We start from the raw sequence: 20,930 nt of genomic DNA, 5'->3' as shown, positions 1-20,930 counted from the left end.
GTTTATGCCGGAGTTCTGGCCATGCGCGGGCAAGACTTGCCCCTGCCGCTTGTTGCGGCATCGTCAATCGGAGACATCAGCTTGGAAATACGCCGGGCGCGGCCCGGCGTGTGGTCAGCGCGAAGCGGCCTGGGCGGCGCTGCTGCCCAGTGCGGCTTCGCCGCTTACGGCGCCGCCGTAGTCATTGATGGCGTTGTAGCGAACCTTGGCCTCGGTGCCTTGCGCAACATCGCCGGTCAGCGGGAACGTCCTGGTTTCGCCCGGGCCGATCATGCCGCCTTCTTCAAACTTCGCGGTCTTGCCGCCGCCAGCCAATTCGAGCTTGGCGAAAGAAACGTGATACTTGCTGGGGTTGCTCGCTTCAAGCGCCGGCTTGCCGCCTGCCTGGGTAACGCGCCAGCGGATGCTGCCAGGGGCGTCGTCGGCGTTGCCCTTCAGGCCCGCGGGGCGGAAGAACAGCTTGATGCGCGAGCGGAAAGCCAGCTGCAGCTTGTTGACATCAGCTTCTTCGGCGGTGGGCTTTGGCGGGATCTCCAGCACATTGAGCCAGAACACGGATTCGCGGTCCTGCGGCAGTGGCTCGCCGGTGTAGAGGATGCGCAGCGTCTGGCCCTTCTTCGGGTCGATGCGCGAAACCGGCGGCGTCACGGTGAACGGGACTTCGATGGATGATGGGGCAGCCCTCGGGTCGCCCTTGTCGATCCACGCCTGCGTCAACGCCGGCGACTGGCCTTCATTGGTCAGCTTGATCGTGGTCTCGGTGTCTTTTGCGTTGTAGATGACCCGCGTCCCCGCTATGACCACGGAAGCTTGCGCGTGCAGCGCGCTCATGAGCCCCAGCGCGATCACGCCGGCGGAAATCAGGGACTTGATGGACGTTTTCATGATGGTTGCGGCGGACTTGACCGGGTGAAGCGGCACACACTTCCATGTTCCGAAGGCGCGGAGCGCGCCGGTAACACGCTCCGCGCCCCGTGGTGCCAGGGCTTACTGGTAAGCGATCGAGTACATCACGGTCGAGTTGGCGGCACCGGCCGTTGCTGCGCCAGTTGCGTAGTACTGTGCGTAGTACGGCAGCGTGGCCGAGCCGCTGTTGATGGCGACGACGCCGGAATTCTGCGACGCATCGGTAAAGCCGGCCTTGATCGGGCTGTTATTGGTGCCGCCGTTCAGCAGGCGGATCTGCACGTTGGTGGCGCCGCCGGCGGCCACGATCAGGTTGCCGGTGGTGGTGTCGGTGGTCGGGCCTGCCTCGAAGAAGGTATGCACATTGCCTGTGTCTGGCGTGCAGTTGGTCAGGGCGATATAGAACGGCGTCTGGCCAGCGGTGTCACCAGCCTGGGCCAGGGTGGAGGCCGAAACGGTCGGCAGTGTCACGGTAAAGTTCTTGCTGCCCGTGCCGTTGCCGTTGATCGTGCAGGTCTGTGCGGTGATCTGGCCGTTGAAGGTGATCTGGCCGTCGGCAGCGTGTGCAAACTGCGCGCCCATGGCGGTACCGGCGATGATCAGAGCAGCGAGGAGCTTGGTATGGGTCATGTTGGGGTGATTCAAATATGTTGATAGGTAGATGGCTTTCGGATCCAACGGATCCCGCCCTGCCCCGTGCCGCCATTGAACCGCCAGATTTGCGCTGCAGTTGCCGGTTGCCCCGGGGACAGCTGAACTATATGTATGGCACTTAATGCCACCAATCAGGCAAGCCTTAGATCGTGCTCGGAATTTTTTCCCTTGCTGCGAAGAGGCGTCGCCGTGGTTCTTATGCGTCATGGCGCATATGTCCGGCTTGCCGGCGCAGGGCAAATGTGCCTGCGAAAAGCTTGGACGGTGAAGGGACAGGCGCCGGATCGATCTGCATCATGGCAGCCGCCTTGAAGCGCAGCATCTGGCCAAAGGGTACACGCCACTTGCAGCGGCTGCATGGCGCAAAGGCCATCTCCGCAGCATCCGTCGCCCCTAATTTGTCTGGGTCTCGGCCACGCCAACAGCGCCGCCACACGTCCTGCGCGGCAGGCAGACCTGCAGCGCCAGCCCGCGCGGCGCCACATTGCGCGCCGACACCGTGCCGCCATGCGCGGCAATGCCCGCTTGCGCAATGCTGAGCCCCAGTCCCGCCCCGGTCGGATGCCCCGGACCGCTGCGCACGCGGTAGAAGGGCTCGAACAGGCTCGCCAGCGCGTCTTGCGGCACGCCGGGCCCGCCGTCGACGATATCGAGCCGGATCGCCGTCTCATCAGCCTGCAGCGTCACGGTCACGGGCGCAGCGGGATCGGTGTACCGGATCGCATTGCGCAGGATGTTCTCGATGGCGCTGCCCAGCCCCGCGGCATCGGCCTCGACGATCAGTGCATCCGGGGGAGTCCAGCGGATCGCCACGCCCCGGGCCGCGGCTTCGAAGCGGGCATCGGTGACGATGACGTCGACCAGTTCCGCCAGATCGATCGGGCCGCGCACTGGTGCCTTCGCATGCAGCCGCGCCAGCTGCAGCGTGCGTTCGACCAGCGCATCGAGCCGCTCCGCCTCGCGCTCGATGCGCGCGAACTGCAGGTCGAGCGTGGCGTCGCGCCGCCGCGCCAGCTCCAGCGACAGGCGCAGCCGCCCCAGCGGCGACCGCAGTTCATGCGCAATATTGCGCAATAGCTGCTCGCGCCAGTCCATCAGGCGCTGCAGGCGATCGGCCATGGCATCGAAATCGCGCGCGAGCAGACCCAGCTCGTCGGCGCGGCGGGCCAGCACGGGCGGCGTGCGCGTGGCCAGCTCGCCGTCGGCAAGCGCATGCGTGGCTTCGCGCAGGCGCCGCACGGGGCCGGTTACATGCCGCGTCAGCGCCCAGCACAGGGGCGCCGACAGGCCCAGCGCGCACAGGCCGAGCGCGAGCACCACGGGCGACAGGTGCAGCACCTCCCAGCGCGACGAATCGAACGGCAGGAACAGCATCAGGAGCTCGCCGCCTTCCGGCAGCGCGATGGGTTGCGGGTCCCACCATGACACGCGCGCGCCGGGCCTGGGCTCATGCGCGACAGCATGGCCGATCAACCCCGCGCGCCACATCGGCACCAGCCGGTCGGCCAGGCGGTTGCGCAGCCGCGCCGGCAACGGGCGGCCCAGCAGTTCCTGCAGCGTGTCGTCGACAATGTAGATGTCCAGCGCCGAGGCGTGCGAATCCATCGCCCGCAGCCAGCGCTCGAGTCCGGGGCGCCCCTGGGTCTGGGCGACCTCGAGCGCATCCTCGGTCAGCGCCGCGGGGCTCAGGCCATCGAGCGTGTCGAAGCGGTACCAGGCCACCGCGGCCGTCAGCGCCATGCCGATGCCAACGATCGCGGCCATGCCCAGCCAGAAGGTCAGGAAGTTGCGCCAGAACAGCGGCAGCGGAAACAGCGCGCGCACGCGGCGGCGCCAGTTCACGGCGCCTGCACCAGCATATAACCCTGCCCGCGCAGGTTGCGGATCAGCAGCGGCGAAGTGATGCCGTCCAGCGCCAGCTTGCGGCGCAGCGCGCTGATATGCGTGTCGAGGCTGCGGTCGTAGCGTTCCGGCACGCGGCCCAGCGCGAACCGGCCGATCTCGGCGCGCGCGACCACCCGGCCCGGCGCCCGCATCAGGATTTCCAGCACGCGCTGCTCGGCCCCGGTCAGCGGCGCCTCGGCGTTGCCGTGGATGGCCAGGCCGGATGCCAGGTTCAGGCGCAGCGCGCCAGCCTCCAGCCACGAGGCCTGTGCGGGCGCGGCAGGCGCGGCGCCGTGGAAACGGCGCAGCACCGCATGCATGCGCGCCTTGAGCTCGCGCGGGCTGAACGGCTTGCTCAGGTAGTCGTCGGCGCCCAGTTCCAGCCCCAGCACGCGGTCGGTTTCATCGCCGTGCGCGGTGAACATGATCACCGGGCGCTGCGAGCGCGCGCGATGCAGCCGGAGCAGGTCCAGGCCGTTGCCGTCAGGGAGCATCAGGTCCAGCAGGGCGACGTCGTACTCGTTGCGGGCCAGCAGGGTCTCGCCCTGCTGGCGGGTGTGCGCCAGCGTGACGGTGCAGTGATCGGGCTCCAGGTACTCGCGCAGCATTTGCGCCAGTTCCTGGTCGTCGTCGATCAGCAGCACGCGCGCGAGCGGCGTGTGGAAGCACATCAGCATGCAGCTTGCCGGGAGCCTTGCGGGCGTGGACGTGGCCGCCGGTCCCCGGTTCCGTCAAGAAACGTCAAGAAAACAAAAGCTATCCAAAGTGACTGGTAGGCACCTTCATTTCGAATTTTAATATGAGAATGATTGTTATTTACAGAAGACGGGGAAAATGATGAAGTTCAGGCAGGTCGCCGGGATCGGGTCGGCAACAACGGCGGCGGCAGGATTGGCAGCACCGGCGGGCGTACAACAGGGTCAATGGATGCGGATGCTGGCGGCAGTATGCGCCGCCTCCGGCATGACGGGAGCCTGGGCCCAGGCGCAGGCGCCGAAGACGGAAGCTACCCTCGCCACCGTGGTGGTGACGGCGGCCGGCAGTGAGCAGGACATCCGCGACGCGCCCGCGTCGATCAGCGTGGTCACGCGCAAAGACCTGGAGAACAAGGCCTATCGCGACATCAACGATGCGCTGGTGGAAGTGCCGGGCGTGATCGTCAGCGGCGGCGGCGACCGGACCGACATCAGCCTGCGCGGCATGGGCGCCAAATACACCCAGATCCTGATCGACGGCAAGCGCCAGAGCTCGCGCGAGACCCGCACCAACTCCGACTCGTCCGGCGTGGAAAGCAGCTGGACGCCACCGCTGTCCGCGATCGAGCGCATCGAGGTGGTGCGCGGCCCGATGTCGTCGCTGTACGGCTCCGATGCCATGGGCGGCGTGGTCAACATCATCACGCGCAAGGTGCCGAGGACATGGACGGGCGAGCTGCGCGGCGACGCCACGCTGCAGGAGAACAGCGACTCCGGCAATCTCTACCAGGGCAACTTCTACCTGGCCGGCCCGCTCAAGAGCGACCTGCTGGGCCTGCAGCTGTACGGCCAGAGCACGCACCGCATCGAGGACGATATCGACTACGGCTTCCGCGGCCGCCGCGCCGAGAGCCTGACCGCCAAGCTGGCGCTAACGCCCACGCGCAACCATGACATCGTGTTCGAGGCCACCGGCATGCGCCAGCTGCGCAGCGAGACCGTGGGCAAGACCGTGCCGCCGCTGCCGCCCGGCACCGCCTGCCCGCGCAGCGGCTGCCCCACCTCCTCCGAGACCGACTACCGCAGCGAGAAATACGCGCTGTCGCATACCGGCCGCTGGGGCTTCGGCGTCTCCGACAGCTATATCCAGCAGGAGGAATTCGACAACCGCAGCCGCCGGATGAAGATCAAGAACCTGGACCTGCGCACCAGCTGGGCCATGCCGCTGGGCAACCATATGCTGTCGGTCGGCGGCGAATACCTGAACCAGCGCCTGAACGACCAGACCGGCAACCAGATCGCCGGCGGCCCGAACCAGGTCGAGCGCTACCAGTGGGCGCTGTTTGCCGAGGACGAGTGGCGCCTGGCGCAGAGCTTTGCCCTGACCGGCGGCGTGCGCATGGACCATGACCAGAACTTCGGCCAGCACTACAGCCCGCGCTTGTACGGCGTGTGGCATGCGGCCGAGCGCTGGACGGTCAAGGGCGGGGTCTCGACCGGCTTCCGTGCGCCGGACCTGCGCCAGACCGTGGCCGGCTGGGGCCAGACCAGCCGCGGCGGCAATATGTACGGCAACCCGGACCTGAAGCCCGAGACGATGTTGTCGCAGGAACTGGGCCTGCTCTATGACAAGGGCAACGGCCTGCAGGCGGGCGTGACGCTGTTCAACAACGACTTCAAGGACAAGATCACGCGCGTCGCCTGCCCGGCCACGCAGTGCACCGACGGACCCAACCGGTTCGGCGCCAACCCGACCACCTACATGAACGTGGACCGCGCCTACTCGCGCGGGGTGGAAGCCAGCCTGCGCTGGCCGATCGCGCAAGCGTGGTCGCTGACCGGCAGCTATACCTATACCAAGTCGGAACAGAAGAGCGGCCAGTACCAGGGTCAGCCGCTGAACCAGTTGCCGATGCACCTGCTGGTGGCCACGCTGAACTGGCGGCCGAGCGAGAAGGTCAATGCCTGGGCGCGCGTCAACTACCGCGGCAAGGAAAGCCAGCCGATCACGGGGCCGTCTTCCAGCACCGTGGTGGCGCCGTCATACACCTTTGTCGACCTGGGGGCGACCTATGCGGTTACCAAGAACGTGTCGGTGTTTGCCGGGATCTACAACCTCTTCGACAAGCAGGTGAACTACACCGACTATGGGCATGTAGAGGATGGCCGGCGGTACTGGATGAGTGTGGCGGTGAAGTTTTGAATGGTGGCTGCATCAACGCCTTCGGCTGCGCTCCGCGCAAGCCCTCAATGACCGTCAACGCATTTGAGCCTGCGCAGCAGCCGTAGGCGTCCCCGCGATGCGGCTGGCAGCAGGCGGCCTACGCCCTGCATGGGGATCGTTCAATAGCGGGTTAACGCAGGCACTATCCCTGACTCACATGGCGTAGCAGGGTCGAACGGCCAACCACGCCGAACGGCAAGCACCACCGTGCGAACCACCAACGCCGTGGAATTGATTGCCAGCCGCATAGGCGACGCGTTTCTTGGCTACTTCTTGTCGCTCGGACAAGAAGTGACTCGCCGGCTACGCCGGCGAAACAGCCCACGCTAGTCAAGAGCGAAAACCGACCGCATTGAGCAGCAATGCCAAATCCCCCAACGCGATCCGACCGCAGTGTGCCCACCTCAGGTCACCACATCATCCCCCCGGCACGTTGCCGGCACTTCCCCATAGAGAGCCATCAACGCCCCCGCAACCGCATTGGTCCAGCCAAAGCCATCCTGCAACGGATACTCGCCCCCACCCCCGCCCCGGGCCGCCCCTTCGATATGCCGGATGCGATATTTCTCCACCAGCTTGCATTCATGGGTGTAGAGACTGGCCACGGTCGCCAGCCAGCGCTGCGCGATCTCGCGCGCCAGGTCGTCGTGGCCATAGCGCACCAGCCCGCGCACGGCCAGCCATTGCAACGGCGCCCAGCCATTGGGATGGTCCCATTGCTGGCCCGAAGCACATTCCGTGGTGGCCAGCCCGCCGTCAACCAGCAGCCGGTCCTTCACCGCCTGTGCCACGGCTTGCGCCTGCGGCGGCAGCGCAAGACCGAGATAGAGCGGCATCACCGTTGCCGCGGTCAGGCACAAGCGCGGCGCGCCGCGGCACCAGTCGTAGTCGACAAAGGCGCCGGCGGGGTCGTTCCACATGTATTGCAGGATGGCTGCCTCGCGCCGCCGCGCCGCTACGCGATAAGCCTCTGCCGCGGCATCGCCCGCCTGCTCGCACAGCGCGGCGAGGCGCGTTTCCAGGTGCCAGAGCAGTGCGTTGAGGTCGACCGGCAGCATCGCCGTGGTCCGGATGGTGGCAAGGTCCGCGGGCTGGCCGGTGGGCGTGGATGGCGAATCGAGCCAGCGCGAGCTGAAGTCCCAGCCCGATTCCGCCGCGGCGCGCAGGTCGCGGAACACCAGGTGATGCGGCCGGCCGCTGCGCATCGCGGTCTCCATGTCTTCCAGGAAGGCTTCCTCGCGTGGCCACGGGCGGTCGTCCCAGTAGCGGTTCAGCACCGCGCCGTCGGGCAGGCACACCACCCGCCGGTGCGCATGGCCCGGCCGCACGCAGTCGGCACCGTCCATCCAGAAGGCGTATTCCCGGCGCAGCTGCGGCAGGAAGTCGATGGCGCTGGCCAACTGCTCGCGCTCGAGCAGGTCCACCATCAGCGCAAACACCGGCGGCTGCGAGCGGCTCAGGTAGTAGTTGCGCGTGCCGTTCGGCACCAGGCCATAGGTGTCGATCAGGTAGGCGAAGTTCCGCGCCATCTCCACCATCAGGTCGCCGCGCCCGCTGCCGGCCAGCCCCTCCATGGTGAAGTAGGAGTCCCAGTAATACAGCTCGCCGAAGCGCCCACCCGGCACCACATAGCGGTGCGGCAGCGGCAACAGCGACGACAGCGGCGGATGGGCCACGGGCTCGCGCGTCAGCACCGGCCACAGGCCATCGATATGTTCGCGCAGGGTGCTGGCCGGGTCTGACACGTAGTGGCTCTCCGGCACGGTGGCGCGGGTGAAATGCGCCTGCACGAAATCAGCCAGACAGAATCCCGGCGTGTCGCGCGTTTCGCGGTAGCGCGCCACGATCAGGTCCGGGTCGCAGTTGGGAATGCAGTCAGGGAAGGTCTTGCTGTCGGCAAACAGGCCGCTGTGCTGGACGTCGACGAACAGCTCGCAGTAGCGCGCCGCGGGCGACAGCATATCGGCGCAGGCGCAGCCGGGCAGCGTGTGCGGCGGCGGGCAGTCCCGGTCCGTGACCAGCGCCGGCTGCGCCGCCGCATGGACCTTGCCGGGCGCCGCCGATGGCCCCGGCACCGCGCCGGCGCCGTCAGGGGTGGCCGGGGCCGTGCGCGGCACCGTGCTGCCGCCGGCAGTGGCACCTGACGACGGAGGAATGGCGGGTTCGGTCTCGGGCTTGCCTGTCGGCTGCATGGGCGCCTCCTTGCACCGGGCGCTGCCGGCTCATTTGGATAGGAGCCGCGAAGTGCCGGGTAAGTTCGCGGCCGCCCCCCGCAAAGCGGCCCATGTGTCACGCAGGCGCGAGGGCGCAGGCGTTCACACCTCCTTCTCGCCATGCTGCACCGGTATCGCCGGCGCAGCTTCGCGCACCCCCAGCTGCATGAAGATCCAGGCCGACGCGCACGTGATCAGCCCCATGCAGACAAAGGTGGCATGAAACGCCGGCAGCACCGCCGCGGTATCGCCGCCGAAGCGGTGCTGGAAGGTCGCCAGCAAGGCGCCCGCCGCGGTCACCGCCAGGCTCATCGACAGCATCTGCACCATCGACAACATGCTGTTGCCGCTGCTGGCGCCGGCCCCGCTCAGGTCCTTCAGCGTGACCGTGTTCATGGCCGTGAACTGGATCGAATTGACCATGCCGAACAGCGCCAGCAGCGGGACCAGCAGCCACAGCGGCAACTGCGGCGTGATCAGCGCAAAGGCGGCCATCACCAGCCCCACCACGAAGGTATTGGCCACCAGCACGCGGCGGTAGCCGTGGCGCTGGATCAGGCGCGTGGCCAGGCGCTTGGAGGCCATGCCTGCGGCGGTGACGGGCAACATCATCAGGCCGGCATCGAACGGCGAATAGCCCAGGCTGATCTGCAGCGTCAGCGGGATCAGGAACGGCATCGAGCCGTTGCCGATCCGTGCGAACAGGTTGCCCAGCAGCCCCACGCTGAAGCTGTGGATGCGGAACAGCCGCAGCGGGAACAGCGGCTGCTTGCGCCGGTTGGCGTGCAGCCCGTAGGCGGTCAGCGCGGCCATGCTGGCGATCAGCAGCATCAGCACGGTGGCGTGCTGGAAGCCCAGCCCGGCCAGCCCGTCGAGCGAGAACGACAGCGACAGCATGGCGATGGCCAGCAGCAGGTAGCCGGCGATGTCGAAGGGCCCGATGCCGGTCAGCCGCGCGTTGGGCATATAGCGCACCGTGGCCAGTGCGCCCAGCAGCCCGACCGGCACGTTGATCAGGAAGATCCAGTGCCACGACAGCACCTGCGTCAGCCAGCCGCCCAGCGTCGGCCCGATCAGCGGGCCGATCATGCCGGGGATGGCGACGAAGCTCAGCGCCTGCAGGTACTGCTCGCGCGGGAAGGTGCGCAGCACCGAGAGCCGCCCCACCGGCAGCAGCATGGCCCCGCCCACGCCCTGCACCACGCGCGCGCCGATCAGGAAGTTCAGCGTCGGCGCGTAGGCGCACAGCAGCGAACCCACCACGAACAGCCCGATGGCGGTCTGGAAGATGGTGCGGGTGCCGAAGCGGTCAGCCAGCCAGCCCGAGGCCGGGATGACCACCGCCATGGTCAACGAGTAGGCAATCACCACCGACTGCATCCGCAGCGGACTCTCGCCCAGGCTGTGCGCCATTGATGGCAGCGCGGTGTTGACGATGGTCGAGTCCAGCGTCTGCATGAAGAAGCCGACCGCCACCACCCACAGCATGATGCGGCGGGTGCGGTCGTCGGGCTGGGGTGTGGTCATGTGGCGGGCTCCGGGCCGGCCGGGCCCCGGAATCCCGGTATGCGCCGGCCAAAGCCGACACCTTAAAGGTCTATCGCGGAACAGGCAAATCGATGCGTGGCCAAGCGCCGCGCTGCCCTAGTCCAGGCGCTGGCGCTGGTCCTGGCTGAAATAGGCAAGCCGGTACAGCCGCCACGGTGCCTGCGCACTGTCGCGGCAAAAGCCATAGCGGAAAGTGTCTTCCAGCGCGGGCAGGTCGTAGCGCAGGTCGGTGAACCAGACGCAGGCGACCGCTGCGCCCGGCGGCACGGATGGTGATGCCCGCATCGACGTGATGGCGGACAAGGCCGGATAGACCGCGAACTGCCTGAAATCGGCAAAGTCCGGCCGCACCCAGAGCTGCCATGCCAGCGCCTGCTCAGCCGGCGCCTCCGGCAGCCGCGGCCGCTGGGTCCAGGCCATGCGCCCGGGCGGCTCGTAGGCCCTGGCCATGGCCGGCAGGCGGCCCAGCACCTGCCATTGCGGCACCCAGGCCGGATGCCCGGCCAGGTTGACGTGGGCGACGCGGTAGTCCGTCTCCGCGCGGGCAATCAGTTTCCAGTTGAACGGAGAGAACGGCTGGGGCAGCGCATCCACGCGCTGCGCGTGGATGCCGGCGGCACGCAAGGATTCGTTGCCCAGTTCCAGCGCCCGTTGCCTGAGCACAGCCTGGACGCCGACATAGGCGCACAGCAGCGCCATGCCCGCCAGTGCCGCCCGACCGCGCCACTGCAGCGCTAGCAACAGTGTCAGGACCAGTCCGGACACGACAATGCCGCTCAGCAGCGGATCGATCAGGAAGCTGGTACCAAGGCTGAAGCGCCGTTCGGAGCCGGGATAGAAGATGCGGGTGCCATAAACGGTGATCAGGTCCAGCGCGATGTGGCTGGCCACGCCAAGGCAACTGACGGCGAACGCTTCCCTCCAGGCCTCGCGCCGGCGCGCCGCCAGGCAGAACAGGCCGGCAAGCAGCGCGCCCCAGGCAGGGAGCAGCAGCAGCGAATGGGTCGGCCCCTGGTGCCACTGCGCCAGGAAACGCAGCGGATGGACCAAAAAGCCCAGGAAATCGATATCCGGAAAGGCACCGGCGGCAGCGCCAAGCAGCAGGCGTTCGCGCGTGCTGAGTCGCCGGCCGGGGACCTCGGCCATGGGGATGGCAAACGCTGCCTGCGCCCCCATCAAGGCATGGGTGATCGTGTCCATCCGGACCGGGCTTCCTTGTCGACAGGGCGGCGCCAGGCCAGGCGCTCGGCGCAGCGCAGTTGGCGTTCGAGCCACGCCTGCGTGCGGCCGGAATCCGGCGAACGGTCGCGCAGCCAACAGCCAAAGGTGGAAAGGAAGATTCCGGTCAGCACGACCTCGCCCAATTCGCGGCGCCAGCCGGATTCGGGCAGGCGCGCCGATTCCCGCAGCCATTGCACGGTGCGGCTGATATGCTGCAGGCCCTGCACCTGCAGATGCACGTGCTCCGGCTGCAGCTTGTAGCGCAGCATCTGGGCGGTGAGCTGCCGGTGCGGGGCCAGCGCCTCGAGCCAGGCGAGGATGGCCTGCTCCAGGCGCTCGCGGTGGGACAGGGCGGCCCAGCCTTCACGCGTGGAAGCACGCACGAGCGCAAGGTCGGCCCGTTCGAACCAGGCCTCGGCCAGGTCGTCTTTCTGCCGGTAATGCCGATGGATCTGGTCCAGGCCAATGCCCATGTCGTCGGCGACGTCATGCAGGTGCAGGGCATCCCAGCCGCTGCGCTCGCCCAGCATCAGGGCAACCTCCAGGATCCGGCCGGCCAGGGCTGCATCATCGTTCATGGCTTTGCCATCCTCGGGAATGCGCGTCCGCGCTCTACCTTCCAGCATAGAAAGGCAGCCCGCACGCGGGCGCGGATTTCATTGTCATGTGCACGATGCTGCCGGATCGGCGTGCAGTCGGGGGCCTGCCCGCCTGTGCCCGGTTCGGCACCTGCCTCGACAATTTCCCCACGCAGCCTATCTTTAGGGTGTCAGTCCAGGCGTCATCGGCAAGGGCCGCCGTGCCAGCCAGCACTCGGCGGCGGCCGCGGTGTCGCGTGGACAGAGGCCGTACGCGCATGAAAGCGGATTCTCCCCCGAGGCAGAACTACGAAGATGCCCTGCTCGGCATCGTGCGGGAGATGTCTTCGGCCATGCGCCCGCCGGCAGAGTCCGAAGTGACGGCCGCGCTGGACAGCACGCTCGAAGGCGACCTGGGCTTCGACAGCCTGACGCGCGCCGAGCTGCTGACCCGCCTTGAACACCGCTTCGGCGTCAGCCTGCCGGAGCAGGTGCTGGCCCAGGCCGACACCCCGCGCGCGCTGCTGCGCGCCTTGCTCGCCGCCCAGGACCTGCCGCCCGGCGCGAGCGGCACGCACCTGCGCCAGGCCCGCCCTGCCCCGGCGGCACAGGCGCCCGACAGCGCCGCCACCTTGCCGGACGTGCTGCGCTGGCACTTGCGCAGCCACCCGGAGCGCACCCACATCATCCTGCAGGACGGCGACGGCGCAGACACGCAGATCAGCTTTGCTCAACTGCACCGCGGCGCCGCGGCCATCGCCGCCGGGCTGGTGTCCCGCGGCGTGAGCGCGGGCACGGCGGTGGCCATCATGCTGCCTACCAGCCCCGACTACTTCTACAGCTTCTGCGGCGTGCTGCTGGCGGGCGGGATTCCGGTACCGCTCTACCCGCCGGCGCGGCTGGCGCAGATCGGCGACCACCTGCAGCGCCACGCCGGCATCCTGGCCAACGCGCAGGCGCCGGTCCTGATCACGGTGGCACAGGCGCGGCCGCTGGCGGCCCTGCTCAAGGCCAGCACGGGAACGCTGCATAGCGTGCTCACGCCGCAGGAGCTGGCGGACGGCGGCGGCGCCCCGGTCCATCCGATGCTGCGCACGCACGACATCGCCCTGCTGCAATACACCTCGGGCAGCACCGGCTCGCCCAAGGGGGTCGTGCTCAGCCATGCCAACCTGCTGGCCAACCTGCGCGCCATGGGCAAGACCCTGGCCGTCGGCTCGCAAGACGTCTTTGTCAGCTGGCTGCCGCTCTATCACGACATGGGCCTGATCGGCGCCTGGCTGGGCAGCCTGTACTACGCCTACCCGCTGGTGGTGATGTCGCCGCTTGCCTTCCTGGCGCGGCCCGAGCGCTGGCTCTGGGCGATCCACAAGTACCGCGGCACGCTCTCGGGCGGGCCCAATTTCGCCTTCGAGCTGTGCCTGCGCAAGCTGGCCAATGCCGACCTGGCCGGGCTCGACCTGTCCAGCTGGCGCTTCGTCTTCAATGGCGCGGAGCCGGTAAGCCTGCAGACCATGCGCGCCTTCATGGAGCGCTTTGCCCGCTACGGCCTGCGCCCGCAGGCTGCCGCGCCGGTGTACGGGCTGGCGGAGGCCTCGCTGGGCCTGACCTTTCCGCCGCTTGGCCGAGGGCTGGCGGCCGACCGCATCGACCGCGACGAATTCACGCGCACTGCCGTGGCCGTGCCCGCGGGCGAACACGCGCCCACTGGCGAGCGCGAGACCCTGGAATTCCCGTCCTGCGGCCGGCCGCTGTCCGGCCACGAAGTCCGCATCGTCGACGCCACCGGACGCGAACTGGGCGAGCGGCATGAGGGCCTGCTGCAGTTCCGCGGCCCTTCGGCCACCAGCGGCTATTTCCGCAATCCCGTGCAGACCCGCCAGCTGTTCGACCGCGGCTGGCTGAACACCGGCGACTATGCCTATATGGCGGCCGATGAGGTCTATATCACCGGGCGCGCCAAGGAAACCATCGTGCGCGGCGGCCGCAATATCTATCCCTACGAACTGGAGCAGGCGGTCGGCGCCATCCCCGGCATACGCAAGGGCTGCGTGGCCGTGTTCGGCAGCCCCGATCCGGATAGCGGCACCGAACGCATCGTGGTGATGGCGGAGACCGCAGAGAAGGATGTGCAGGCGCGCCGGGCGCTGCACCGGCAGGCGCTGAAGACCGCCCTCGACGTGCTGGGCATGCCGCCCGACCACATCGCCCTGGTGCCGCCGCACAGCATCCTGAAGACATCGAGCGGCAAGATCCGGCGCGCCGCCTGCCGCGAGCGCTTCGAGCACGGGCGCCCCGGCCGCGGCGTGGAAGCGCCCTGGCTGCAGATCGCGCGCTTTGGCTGGCGCGCGCTGCGGCCGGAGCTGCGGCGCGGCCGGCAGACCGCCGCGGGCCTGTCCTACGCCCTCTATGCCTGGCTCCTGTTCGCAACGCTGGCGCCGGCGACCTGGCTGGCATCGGTTGCGCTGCACCGGCCGGCACTGGGCTGGACGCTCAGCCACCACGTTGCCCGGCTGTTTCTCAGGCTGGGCGCGGTGCCCTGGTTCGTGCAAGGGCTTGAGCACCTGCCGCGCGACCGGCCCTGCATCCTGGTCTCGAACCATGCCAGCTACCTGGACGGAATCGTGCTGGTGGCGGCGCTGCCCACGCCGGTATGCATGGTCGCCAAGCGCGAGCTGCAGGGCCAGCGCATTCCCGGCACCTACCTGGCCAGCATCGGCGCCGACTTCATCGACCGCTTCGATAACGTGCGCGAGCACGAGGACGTGGAGCGCGTGGTGGCCGCGGTGCGCGCCGGGCATTCGGCGCTGTTCTTCCCCGAAGGCACCTTCGGCCGCGCGCCGGGGCTGCAGGCATTCCGCTCGGGCGCCTTCCTGGCGGCCGCGCGGGCCGGCGCGCCGGTGGTGCCGGTCGCCATCCGCGGCACCCGCTCGGTGCTGCGCGACGGCCAGTGGCTGCCGCGCCGCGGGCCGATCGGCGTGGTCATCGGCAGCCCGCTCTGGCCGGACGGCGCAGACTGGCCCGCCGCCATGCGCCTGCGCAACACTGCCCGCGCCGAGATCCTGCACTACTGCGGCGAACCGGATGCGCGGCGCACGACGCACCGGGATGCGAGGCGGGCCTAGTGTGCCGCGCCGCGAGGAACTTGCCATGACATCTGCCGACGGAGCAGGACACTAGCGGCATGGATACCTTTGCCACCGCGCCGATGTGGGCCGGCTTCCTGGTCCTGGTGCTGGGAACGCTGGTGGTCGACGTGTTCGTCCTTGGCGGCCGGCACGCGCACCGCGTTTCGACGCGCGAGGCGCTGGGCTGGACCCTGGCCTGGTCGACGCTGGCCGTGCTCTTCGGCATCGCGCTGTGGTGGCTGCTGGCCGGGAGCGCCGGACGCGAGGCCGCAGACCGCAAGGTGCTGGAGTTCTATACCGGCTACCTGATCGAGCTGTCGCTGTCGGTCGACAATATGTTCGTGTTCGCGATGATCTTCGGCTACTTTGCGGTGCCGCCGGAGTTGCAGCGCAGGGTGCTGCTGTTCGGCGTGGTCGGCGCGATCGTGATGCGCGCCGTCATGATCCTGCTCGGCGTTTGGCTGATCAGCGAATTCTCGTGGATCCTTTATGTGTTCGGCGTGTTCCTGCTGTTCACCGGCATCAAGATGCTGTTCGTTTCCAGGCGTACCCCCGATCTCTCGCGCAATCCCATCGTTCGCTTCCTGTGCGCGCATATGCGGATCACCGCGGACTATCGCGGCGAGCACTTCTTCGTGCGCATCGACGGCTTGCGCCATGCGACGCCGATGTTCCTGGTGGTGCTGCTGGTCGAGGCGACCGACCTGGTGTTTGCCGTCGACAGCATTCCGGCCATCTTCGCTGTCACCACCGATCCCTTCATTGTCTTCACCTCGAACATCTTCGCCATCATGGGGCTGCGGGCGCTGTATTTCCTGCTGGCCAACCTGGCGCAGCATTTCCATTACCTGAAGTACGGCCTGGCCATCGTGCTGGCCTTTATCGGCGCCAAGATGCTGGCCGAGCCGTGGTTCCATGTGCCGGTGCACTGGTCTCTCGGCGCCGTCGCCATGACGTTGTTCGTGTCCGTCCTGGTCAGCCGGGCCAGGGCCAGGCGCACGCTTGCGCACGCCGGGGACGAACTGGGCGGCCACTGCGCCCCGCGTGAGCGCAGGGCGGGGAACCGGCGCACATAAGGAGCGATTCCATGAACAAGATCCTGCTTGCGACCGACGGGTCGGCCTATAGCGACGCGGCCGCCCGCTACCTGGTACAGAATCCCCTGTTCAGCCGCGACTTCGTGGTACACGTGGTGCACTGCGAACCGGATGTGGCTGGCGACATCAAGACCTTCATCGACCGGTCCACCCTGGATGCCTGGCATCGCGAACAGAACGAGAAGGCGATGCAGTCCGTGGCCAGCATCCTGGGCGAGGCCGGTATCGCTTGCGAGTGCCATGGCTTCGTCGGCTTCGCACCGGCCCGCATCGTCGAGTATGCGAGCAGTATCGGCGCCAGCCTGATCGTGATGGGTTCGCACGGCCGCGGCGGATTCCTGGATGCCATCATCGGCTCGGTGGCCAGGCGGGTGCTTGCGCACGCGCACTGCCCGGTGCTGCTGGTCAGGAGCTAGTGTCCTCTGATCGCTGAGAAAACTGGCCTGCTGGCGGTTTGCTTCCCCTCGCAAACCAATGCCTCTAGCTGGCGCGGTTGACTGGGAATTGCTGGAGTCTGTCTACAAGATCGCAGGGCAACCGGCGTCTCGCCGGATTGTGCGGCCGGGGCGATTTTACCTCGGTGGCTTGCGCGCCAATGCCGCAGTGACCGTAACAGTAACGGGCTTGTGCCATCTTTGCCCCAGCCCGCCCCCAGCAACACGGGCGCTATCGATCACCCCATGTAAATCATTGAGTCATGACTGCCAGGAACGCGACCAAGCCAACGTAGAACAACACATTGGTAAGCCGTGCCTCGGAAGTGAACGTGTAGTAGCCTTTGTTCTCCGGCGCCGTCGGGTCGTAGCGTCATGCCTGCGGTAAATGAGGTACGGCAAGCACCGCGACCAGGCTCAATATTGGGCTGGGCGTGCCAGGAACAGCCCCAACAGAACGGGGACGCCCAGGAACCAGATGCGCGGGGACAGCACGGCGGTCACCCGCCCGCCATCGACGGGCTAAAGCGGAACTTGGCCGTCTGGCAAGGGCATGTAGAACAGGTGCGTCTGGTACTGTCGCGCTATCGCGTTATCCTGGCCTGCGGATTGCCAGCAATGAGGGTCGACCCGCAGGCGGTCTTCATGCCGTGCTGTGCCACCGGCACCCCGCTGATGGTATACGCAGCGTTGCCCTCGATGATCGGAAACACACCCTTGGCACGTCGGGCACGAGACCATGTGGCCGCGCCCGGCAATCTGCCTGCCATTCAGGTCGGTGCCGGCGAAGCCCTCCAGCACCACGCCGCCGTGGTCGGTCATGTCACCTACACAAGTGATTCCATCTAGCATCTTTCTCCCTGACAAAGTCAGCGCACTCCGCAAAAATCTGTCATCCGGCACACTCCCAGAAAGGTTCTGCCTGAATCATCTGCCATTACTATTAGTTGCTTTTATTTGCCGTTCAAGTTCGTCCGCAAGTGGACTGGCACCGGACTCCCCATTCGAATCTGCTGCGTGAGCCCAGCACAGGGCCTCGGCATATTTATTCTCCTGCTGCAAAATCTTTGCGAGATTGTACTGAGCAACGGAATTTCCATTTCTTGCTGCAATTTCCAGCCAACTATTTGCCTTTTTCGAATCGAAATTTGAGAAGGTATAAAATTTATAAAGCCTAAACGCTGAAGCCGAATCGCCTGCACTTGCCTGCGCAGAAAGAGTTGCGATCTGCTCTTCGGAGAGAAAATATGTCGATCCGCCAGAAACCGGCGGTACGTTACCAGCATCAGTCATGCATGCTCCATTCGAAGGATTTATGAGAGCGAAAAAAAAATACAAACGAAAATAGTAGTTTCATTTCTTCGCGGGCTTGAATATTAGACAGCTTGGAGAACACCAACGCGGGCTGGCCCATCAATTGAGGCAGGCCATTGCCCTTGACGGTGACGGTGCGAGAGGAAAGCGATCGGCTGCCCATGCAAACACGCTCCGTGAGAATGGATTGGTGACTGCCACAGGCAGCCAATGGCTAGCTATTTTGCGGGGCGATCGCTGCGCCCGCACTTGATGCGCATCAATACGCCTTTCATATGGAAGTGGAGTCCAGCCGGATATCGGACGTTTCCTAAAAATGCATGCAATCCATTTAAATCAGAATTAAAAAAATCTGAGTTTTCAGGCGGGATTTTCGTTGGCTGGTATGAGCGGACATGCCGGCGCGCGCGAGTCTCCCGCGATCCCCTGACGATCTCTTGCAATGGGAGTTACGCGGTGGTCAGTGCGTGCCGCCAGCGCGCCCGCGTCGTACTGGGCGTCGCTGGCGAACGAGTTGTCGATGGTGGTGAGAGCGCGGGCGGGAGAGGGAGCACACCAACGGTGTGCCGGAACCAGTGGCATTAGCCCGCTCTGAGGGATACAGGACAGCTTTGCCAGCCTGACGGCATAGTGTCCTGATCCGCAGGTTGACCGCCACCCGGCGCATCTCACAGGGCAGCGCGCAGCCCCAGGAAGAAGCGCCGCCCGGGCGCGGGTTCGAAATACCGCCCGTTGGCCTCGTTGACGATCACAGAGCCGATATAGCGCCGGTCGGTGAGGTTGTCGATGCGGCCGAAGACGTAGAGCCGGGTCGGGCCGATGCGGAACTCATAGCCGGCGCGCAGGTTGAACACCGCATAGCCTGGCGCGGCCTGCGTGTTGAGGTCGTCGGCGTAGACGCGGCTGTCCACGCGCAGCTCGGCCCCCAGCGTCAGCGGCGCTGCCGGCCGCCATGACAGGTCCGCGCCCAGGCTGTGGCGCGCGGTGCCGGGCAGGCGCTTGCCGGCCGCCACGGTCTGGCCCTGCGCGTTGACGAAGCTGTCGCCGAAGTAAGCATCGAGCCAGGTATAGGCCAGTCCTGCCTCGATACGGCTGCCGCCGCCCTTGCCTGGCGTGCCCACCTCACCGAGAAAGCCACCGCGCCAGCCCAGTTCGAAGCCGCGCCGGTGCACGCCGCTGACATTCTGGTAGACGGTGCGCCCGGCATTGTTCGATTGGGGCACCACCTCGTCGTGGCTGTCGGCATCGAACAGCGCCGCCTCCAGCCGCTGCCCCGCCGCCTGCCACTTGATGCCGATCTCGCCCTGGCGGCTGGTGGAGGCCTGCAGCCCCAGGTTGCTGCCGACGCCGCCGGGGCCGTAGGCGACTTCGGTCAGCGTCGGCGTCTCGAAGCCGCGGCCGAGGTTGGCGTAGAGGTTGAGTGAGTCGAGCGCGTGCCACACCACGCCAAGCACGGGGCTGAGGTTGCTGTAGGTTGCGTTGCCACTGTCATCGGGGCTGGCCGCATTGATGAAGTGGTCATCAATGCCAAGCCGCACCCGGCTGGCGCGCACGCCGCCCACCAGTTGCCAGGACGGGTGGAAGGTCCAGTCGAACTGTGCAAAGGCGCCGAGGTCGGTCGCGGTATTGGTCTCGTCGCGGCGCAGCGCGCCTTGCGTGCCGTTCTGGTTGACGTAGCCGTTGCGGCCATCGCGCATGCCGTTGGCTTCGAGCCCGGCGCTCCACAGCAGCGGCAGGCCGGCGGCGGTGGTGGTGCGCCGGCTCCATGACAGCGCGGCGCCGCCGTAGGTGCGGTCCAGGTCGACGATGCCGCCGGCCGAATTCGGCGCGGCACCGCTGAAGCCCAGCCGCTGGTACAGGTTGCGCGTGCCGCCGTACAGGCGTGCCGACAGGCTGTCGGTCCCGGTCAGCTGGTGGTCCACCACCACGCCGGCCTGGGCCTGCTCGACATTCTTGCCGGTATCGAACTGGGTCGCTGCGGGCACCGCCTGGCGCGGGTTGGCATCGGCCTGCGCGCGCGTGAGCCCCAGCGGGTCCTGCGCCAGCGGCTGGTTGAAATAGTTGAACTGGCCGGTCACGCGCGTGCCGCTCGCCGGCTGCGCCACTACCTTGGCATTGAGCTGGTAGCGGCGCGCCGCGCTGTGGTCGCGGTAGCCGTCGGTCTGGTAGGTCCAGGCGTCGAGCGAACCGCCAAGCCGGTCGTTGCCGCCGGCCAGCGCGATGCCCGCCTGCCACTGGCCATCCGAGCCGAAGCCGGTCGACGCGCGCCCGCTAAAGCCATCCCTGGGCGGATCGGGCGTGAACACCTGCACCACGCCGCCCGACGCATTGCCATACATCTGTGCAAACGGGCCGCGCAGCACCTCGACGCGGCTGGCGTTGGCAAGGTCGGCAGTGGAAGCCTGGCCCTGCCCGTCCGGCATGGTGGCCGGGATGCCGTCGACATACAGGCGCACGCCGCGCACGCCGAAGGTGGAGCGCGTGCCAAAGCCACGCACCGCCAGTTGCAGGTCCTGCGAGTAGTTCTGCCGGTCGCGCACCGCCACGCCCGGCACGCCGGCCAGCACCTCGGACAGGTTCACCAGCGGCGTGGCGCTGCGCAGCGGATCGACCGGCACGCTGTCCACCGCCGCCGGCGCATCAAAGCGGCGCTGTTCGCTGCGGGTGGCGCTGACCACCACGTCGGGCAGGGTTTCGGCGGTGGCGGCGGCCACTGCCGTGCCGGGCGGGTCGGCGGCACGCGCGCCGGCGCTGGCCAGGACCAGCGCGGCGAACGCCAGCGCGGAGCGGTTCGCGAACGGGATGCCGGGGTTACCGGAACGGCGCTGCTGCCGGACCGCCAAAATCTGCCTGCCGCCTGGTTTCATGGGATCGGAAAGCGGTTGCGGGTTCTGGCGCGGATGTGGAGGCGCCGGGCACAGGTGAATGTGTCGCAACTTTATCGTGTCCACAGCACTATTGCCACGCGCTTGGCTGCGGGGAAAACCCGCGGAGGAGATGGAGCCGGCACCGGATTCTGGTTGTTCAGAAAAAT

General features: G+C 67.2%; 16 protein-coding genes and 1 pseudogene. 4 read left to right on the top strand and 13 right to left on the bottom strand.

What is annotated here, in order from left to right:
- Positions 1-114: 114 nt before the first annotated feature.
- The 4 genes from AC3WVS_RS02680 to AC3WVS_RS02665 form a co-directional block, all read right to left on the bottom strand.
- Positions 115-885 (bottom strand): fimbrial chaperone, encoded by a 771-nt coding sequence (locus AC3WVS_RS02680; protein ID WP_492317273.1) that lies wholly within the window; start codon positions 883-885, stop codon positions 115-117.
- A 102-nt stretch (positions 886-987) separates the two neighbouring features.
- Positions 988-1,536, bottom strand: a complete 549-nt coding sequence (locus tag AC3WVS_RS02675; RefSeq protein WP_492317272.1) for a fimbrial protein — start codon at positions 1,534-1,536, stop codon at positions 988-990.
- Between the two features lie 417 nt (positions 1,537-1,953).
- Positions 1,954-3,402 carry a sensor histidine kinase gene (locus AC3WVS_RS02670; protein WP_492317271.1) on the bottom strand — a complete coding sequence of 483 codons (1,449 nt, stop codon included), beginning with the start codon at positions 3,400-3,402 and terminating at the stop codon, positions 1,954-1,956.
- Positions 3,399-4,121, bottom strand: coding sequence for a response regulator transcription factor (locus tag AC3WVS_RS02665; RefSeq protein ID WP_492317270.1), 723 nt, complete (start codon positions 4,119-4,121; stop codon positions 3,399-3,401). The genes AC3WVS_RS02670 and AC3WVS_RS02665 overlap by 4 nt, the downstream gene beginning before the upstream one ends.
- A 250-nt stretch (positions 4,122-4,371) precedes the next feature.
- Here AC3WVS_RS02665 and AC3WVS_RS02660 point away from each other — a divergent pair, with 250 nt between their 5' ends.
- On the top strand, positions 4,372-6,342 hold the full coding sequence (locus AC3WVS_RS02660; protein ID WP_492317436.1) for a ligand-gated channel protein: 1,971 nt from the start codon (positions 4,372-4,374) through the stop codon (positions 6,340-6,342).
- Between the two features lie 425 nt (positions 6,343-6,767).
- On the opposite strand, the gene treF is transcribed toward AC3WVS_RS02660, so the two are convergent.
- The 4 genes from treF to AC3WVS_RS02640 form a co-directional block, all read right to left on the bottom strand.
- Entirely contained in the window at positions 6,768-8,555 is a 1,788-nt protein-coding gene (treF, locus tag AC3WVS_RS02655) for an alpha,alpha-trehalase TreF (RefSeq protein WP_492317269.1), read from the bottom strand.
- Between the two features lie 123 nt (positions 8,556-8,678).
- The gene (gene mdtD / locus AC3WVS_RS02650) at positions 8,679-10,103 is read right to left on the bottom strand and encodes a multidrug transporter subunit MdtD (protein ID WP_492317268.1); all 1,425 of its coding nucleotides are present in this window, start codon (positions 10,101-10,103) and stop codon (positions 8,679-8,681) included.
- A gap of 117 nt (positions 10,104-10,220) precedes the next feature.
- Positions 10,221-11,324, bottom strand: a complete 1,104-nt coding sequence (locus AC3WVS_RS02645; protein WP_492317267.1) for a metal-dependent hydrolase — start codon at positions 11,322-11,324, stop codon at positions 10,221-10,223.
- Complete coding sequence (locus AC3WVS_RS02640) at positions 11,300-11,923, bottom strand: hypothetical protein (RefSeq protein WP_492317266.1); 624 nt, start codon at positions 11,921-11,923, stop codon at positions 11,300-11,302. Before AC3WVS_RS02640 ends, AC3WVS_RS02645 begins: the two co-directional genes overlap by 25 nt.
- Before the next feature lie 278 nt (positions 11,924-12,201).
- Between AC3WVS_RS02640 and AC3WVS_RS02635 the strand changes: the two genes are divergently transcribed.
- The 3 genes from AC3WVS_RS02635 to AC3WVS_RS02625 are packed head-to-tail and all read left to right on the top strand — an operon-like array spanning position 12,202 to position 16,564.
- On the top strand, positions 12,202-15,048 hold the full coding sequence (locus tag AC3WVS_RS02635; protein ID WP_492317265.1) for an AMP-binding protein: 2,847 nt from the start codon (positions 12,202-12,204) through the stop codon (positions 15,046-15,048).
- Between the two features lie 59 nt (positions 15,049-15,107).
- Complete coding sequence (locus AC3WVS_RS02630) at positions 15,108-16,127, top strand: TerC family protein (protein WP_492317264.1); 1,020 nt, start codon at positions 15,108-15,110, stop codon at positions 16,125-16,127.
- A gap of 11 nt (positions 16,128-16,138) precedes the next feature.
- On the top strand, positions 16,139-16,564 hold the full coding sequence (locus AC3WVS_RS02625) for a universal stress protein (RefSeq protein ID WP_492317263.1): 426 nt from the start codon (positions 16,139-16,141) through the stop codon (positions 16,562-16,564).
- A 277-nt stretch (positions 16,565-16,841) separates the two neighbouring features.
- On the opposite strand, the pseudogene AC3WVS_RS02620 reads toward AC3WVS_RS02625, so the two are convergent.
- From AC3WVS_RS02620 to AC3WVS_RS02600, 5 genes and pseudogenes are all read right to left on the bottom strand, one after another.
- Positions 16,842-17,104 (bottom strand): annotated as a pseudogene (locus tag AC3WVS_RS02620) (site-2 protease family protein); the annotation flags it as partial.
- Positions 17,105-17,404, bottom strand: coding sequence for a PAAR domain-containing protein (locus AC3WVS_RS02615; protein WP_492317262.1), 300 nt, complete (start codon positions 17,402-17,404; stop codon positions 17,105-17,107). It lies immediately after the preceding pseudogene.
- A gap of 105 nt (positions 17,405-17,509) precedes the next feature.
- Entirely contained in the window at positions 17,510-17,875 is a 366-nt protein-coding gene (locus tag AC3WVS_RS02610; protein WP_492317261.1) for a hypothetical protein, read from the bottom strand.
- Positions 17,868-18,059: a hypothetical protein gene (locus AC3WVS_RS02605; RefSeq protein ID WP_492317260.1), complete on the bottom strand. Its 192-nt coding sequence runs from the start codon at positions 18,057-18,059 to the stop codon at positions 17,868-17,870. The genes AC3WVS_RS02610 and AC3WVS_RS02605 overlap by 8 nt, the downstream gene beginning before the upstream one ends.
- A gap of 505 nt (positions 18,060-18,564) precedes the next feature.
- Positions 18,565-20,763: a TonB-dependent receptor family protein gene (locus tag AC3WVS_RS02600; RefSeq protein WP_492317259.1), complete on the bottom strand. Its 2,199-nt coding sequence runs from the start codon at positions 20,761-20,763 to the stop codon at positions 18,565-18,567.
- Between the last annotated feature and the right edge of the window lie 167 nt (positions 20,764-20,930).

The organism is Cupriavidus sp. CPT47-8839-RL05A, from assembly GCF_058792255.1.
This window is presented reverse-complemented; position numbering and strand designations above follow the sequence as displayed.

Bases quoted from the DNA above. Each gene is read 5' to 3' on its own strand.
- AC3WVS_RS02680 (WP_492317273.1), bottom strand. From the start codon at position 885: ATGAAAACGTCCATCAAGTCCCTGATTTCCGCCGGCGTGATCGCGCTG.
- AC3WVS_RS02675 (WP_492317272.1), bottom strand. From the start codon at position 1,536: ATGACCCATACCAAGCTCCTCGCTGCTCTGATCATCGCCGGTACCGCC.
- AC3WVS_RS02665 (WP_492317270.1), bottom strand. From the start codon at position 4,121: ATGCTGATGTGCTTCCACACGCCGCTCGCGCGCGTGCTGCTGATCGAC.
- AC3WVS_RS02660 (WP_492317436.1), top strand. From the start codon at position 4,372: ATGCGGATGCTGGCGGCAGTATGCGCCGCCTCCGGCATGACGGGAGCC.
- treF (WP_492317269.1), bottom strand. From the start codon at position 8,555: ATGCAGCCGACAGGCAAGCCCGAGACCGAACCCGCCATTCCTCCGTCG.
- mdtD (WP_492317268.1), bottom strand. From the start codon at position 10,103: ATGACCACACCCCAGCCCGACGACCGCACCCGCCGCATCATGCTGTGG.
- AC3WVS_RS02645 (WP_492317267.1), bottom strand. From the start codon at position 11,324: ATGGACACGATCACCCATGCCTTGATGGGGGCGCAGGCAGCGTTTGCC.
- AC3WVS_RS02640 (WP_492317266.1), bottom strand. From the start codon at position 11,923: ATGAACGATGATGCAGCCCTGGCCGGCCGGATCCTGGAGGTTGCCCTG.
- AC3WVS_RS02635 (WP_492317265.1), top strand. From the start codon at position 12,202: ATGAAAGCGGATTCTCCCCCGAGGCAGAACTACGAAGATGCCCTGCTC.
- AC3WVS_RS02630 (WP_492317264.1), top strand. From the start codon at position 15,108: ATGGATACCTTTGCCACCGCGCCGATGTGGGCCGGCTTCCTGGTCCTG.
- AC3WVS_RS02625 (WP_492317263.1), top strand. From the start codon at position 16,139: ATGAACAAGATCCTGCTTGCGACCGACGGGTCGGCCTATAGCGACGCG.
- AC3WVS_RS02615 (WP_492317262.1), bottom strand. From the start codon at position 17,404: ATGACCGACCACGGCGGCGTGGTGCTGGAGGGCTTCGCCGGCACCGAC.
- AC3WVS_RS02610 (WP_492317261.1), bottom strand. From the start codon at position 17,875: ATGACTGATGCTGGTAACGTACCGCCGGTTTCTGGCGGATCGACATAT.
- AC3WVS_RS02605 (WP_492317260.1), bottom strand. From the start codon at position 18,059: ATGGGCAGCCGATCGCTTTCCTCTCGCACCGTCACCGTCAAGGGCAAT.
- AC3WVS_RS02600 (WP_492317259.1), bottom strand. From the start codon at position 20,763: ATGAAACCAGGCGGCAGGCAGATTTTGGCGGTCCGGCAGCAGCGCCGT.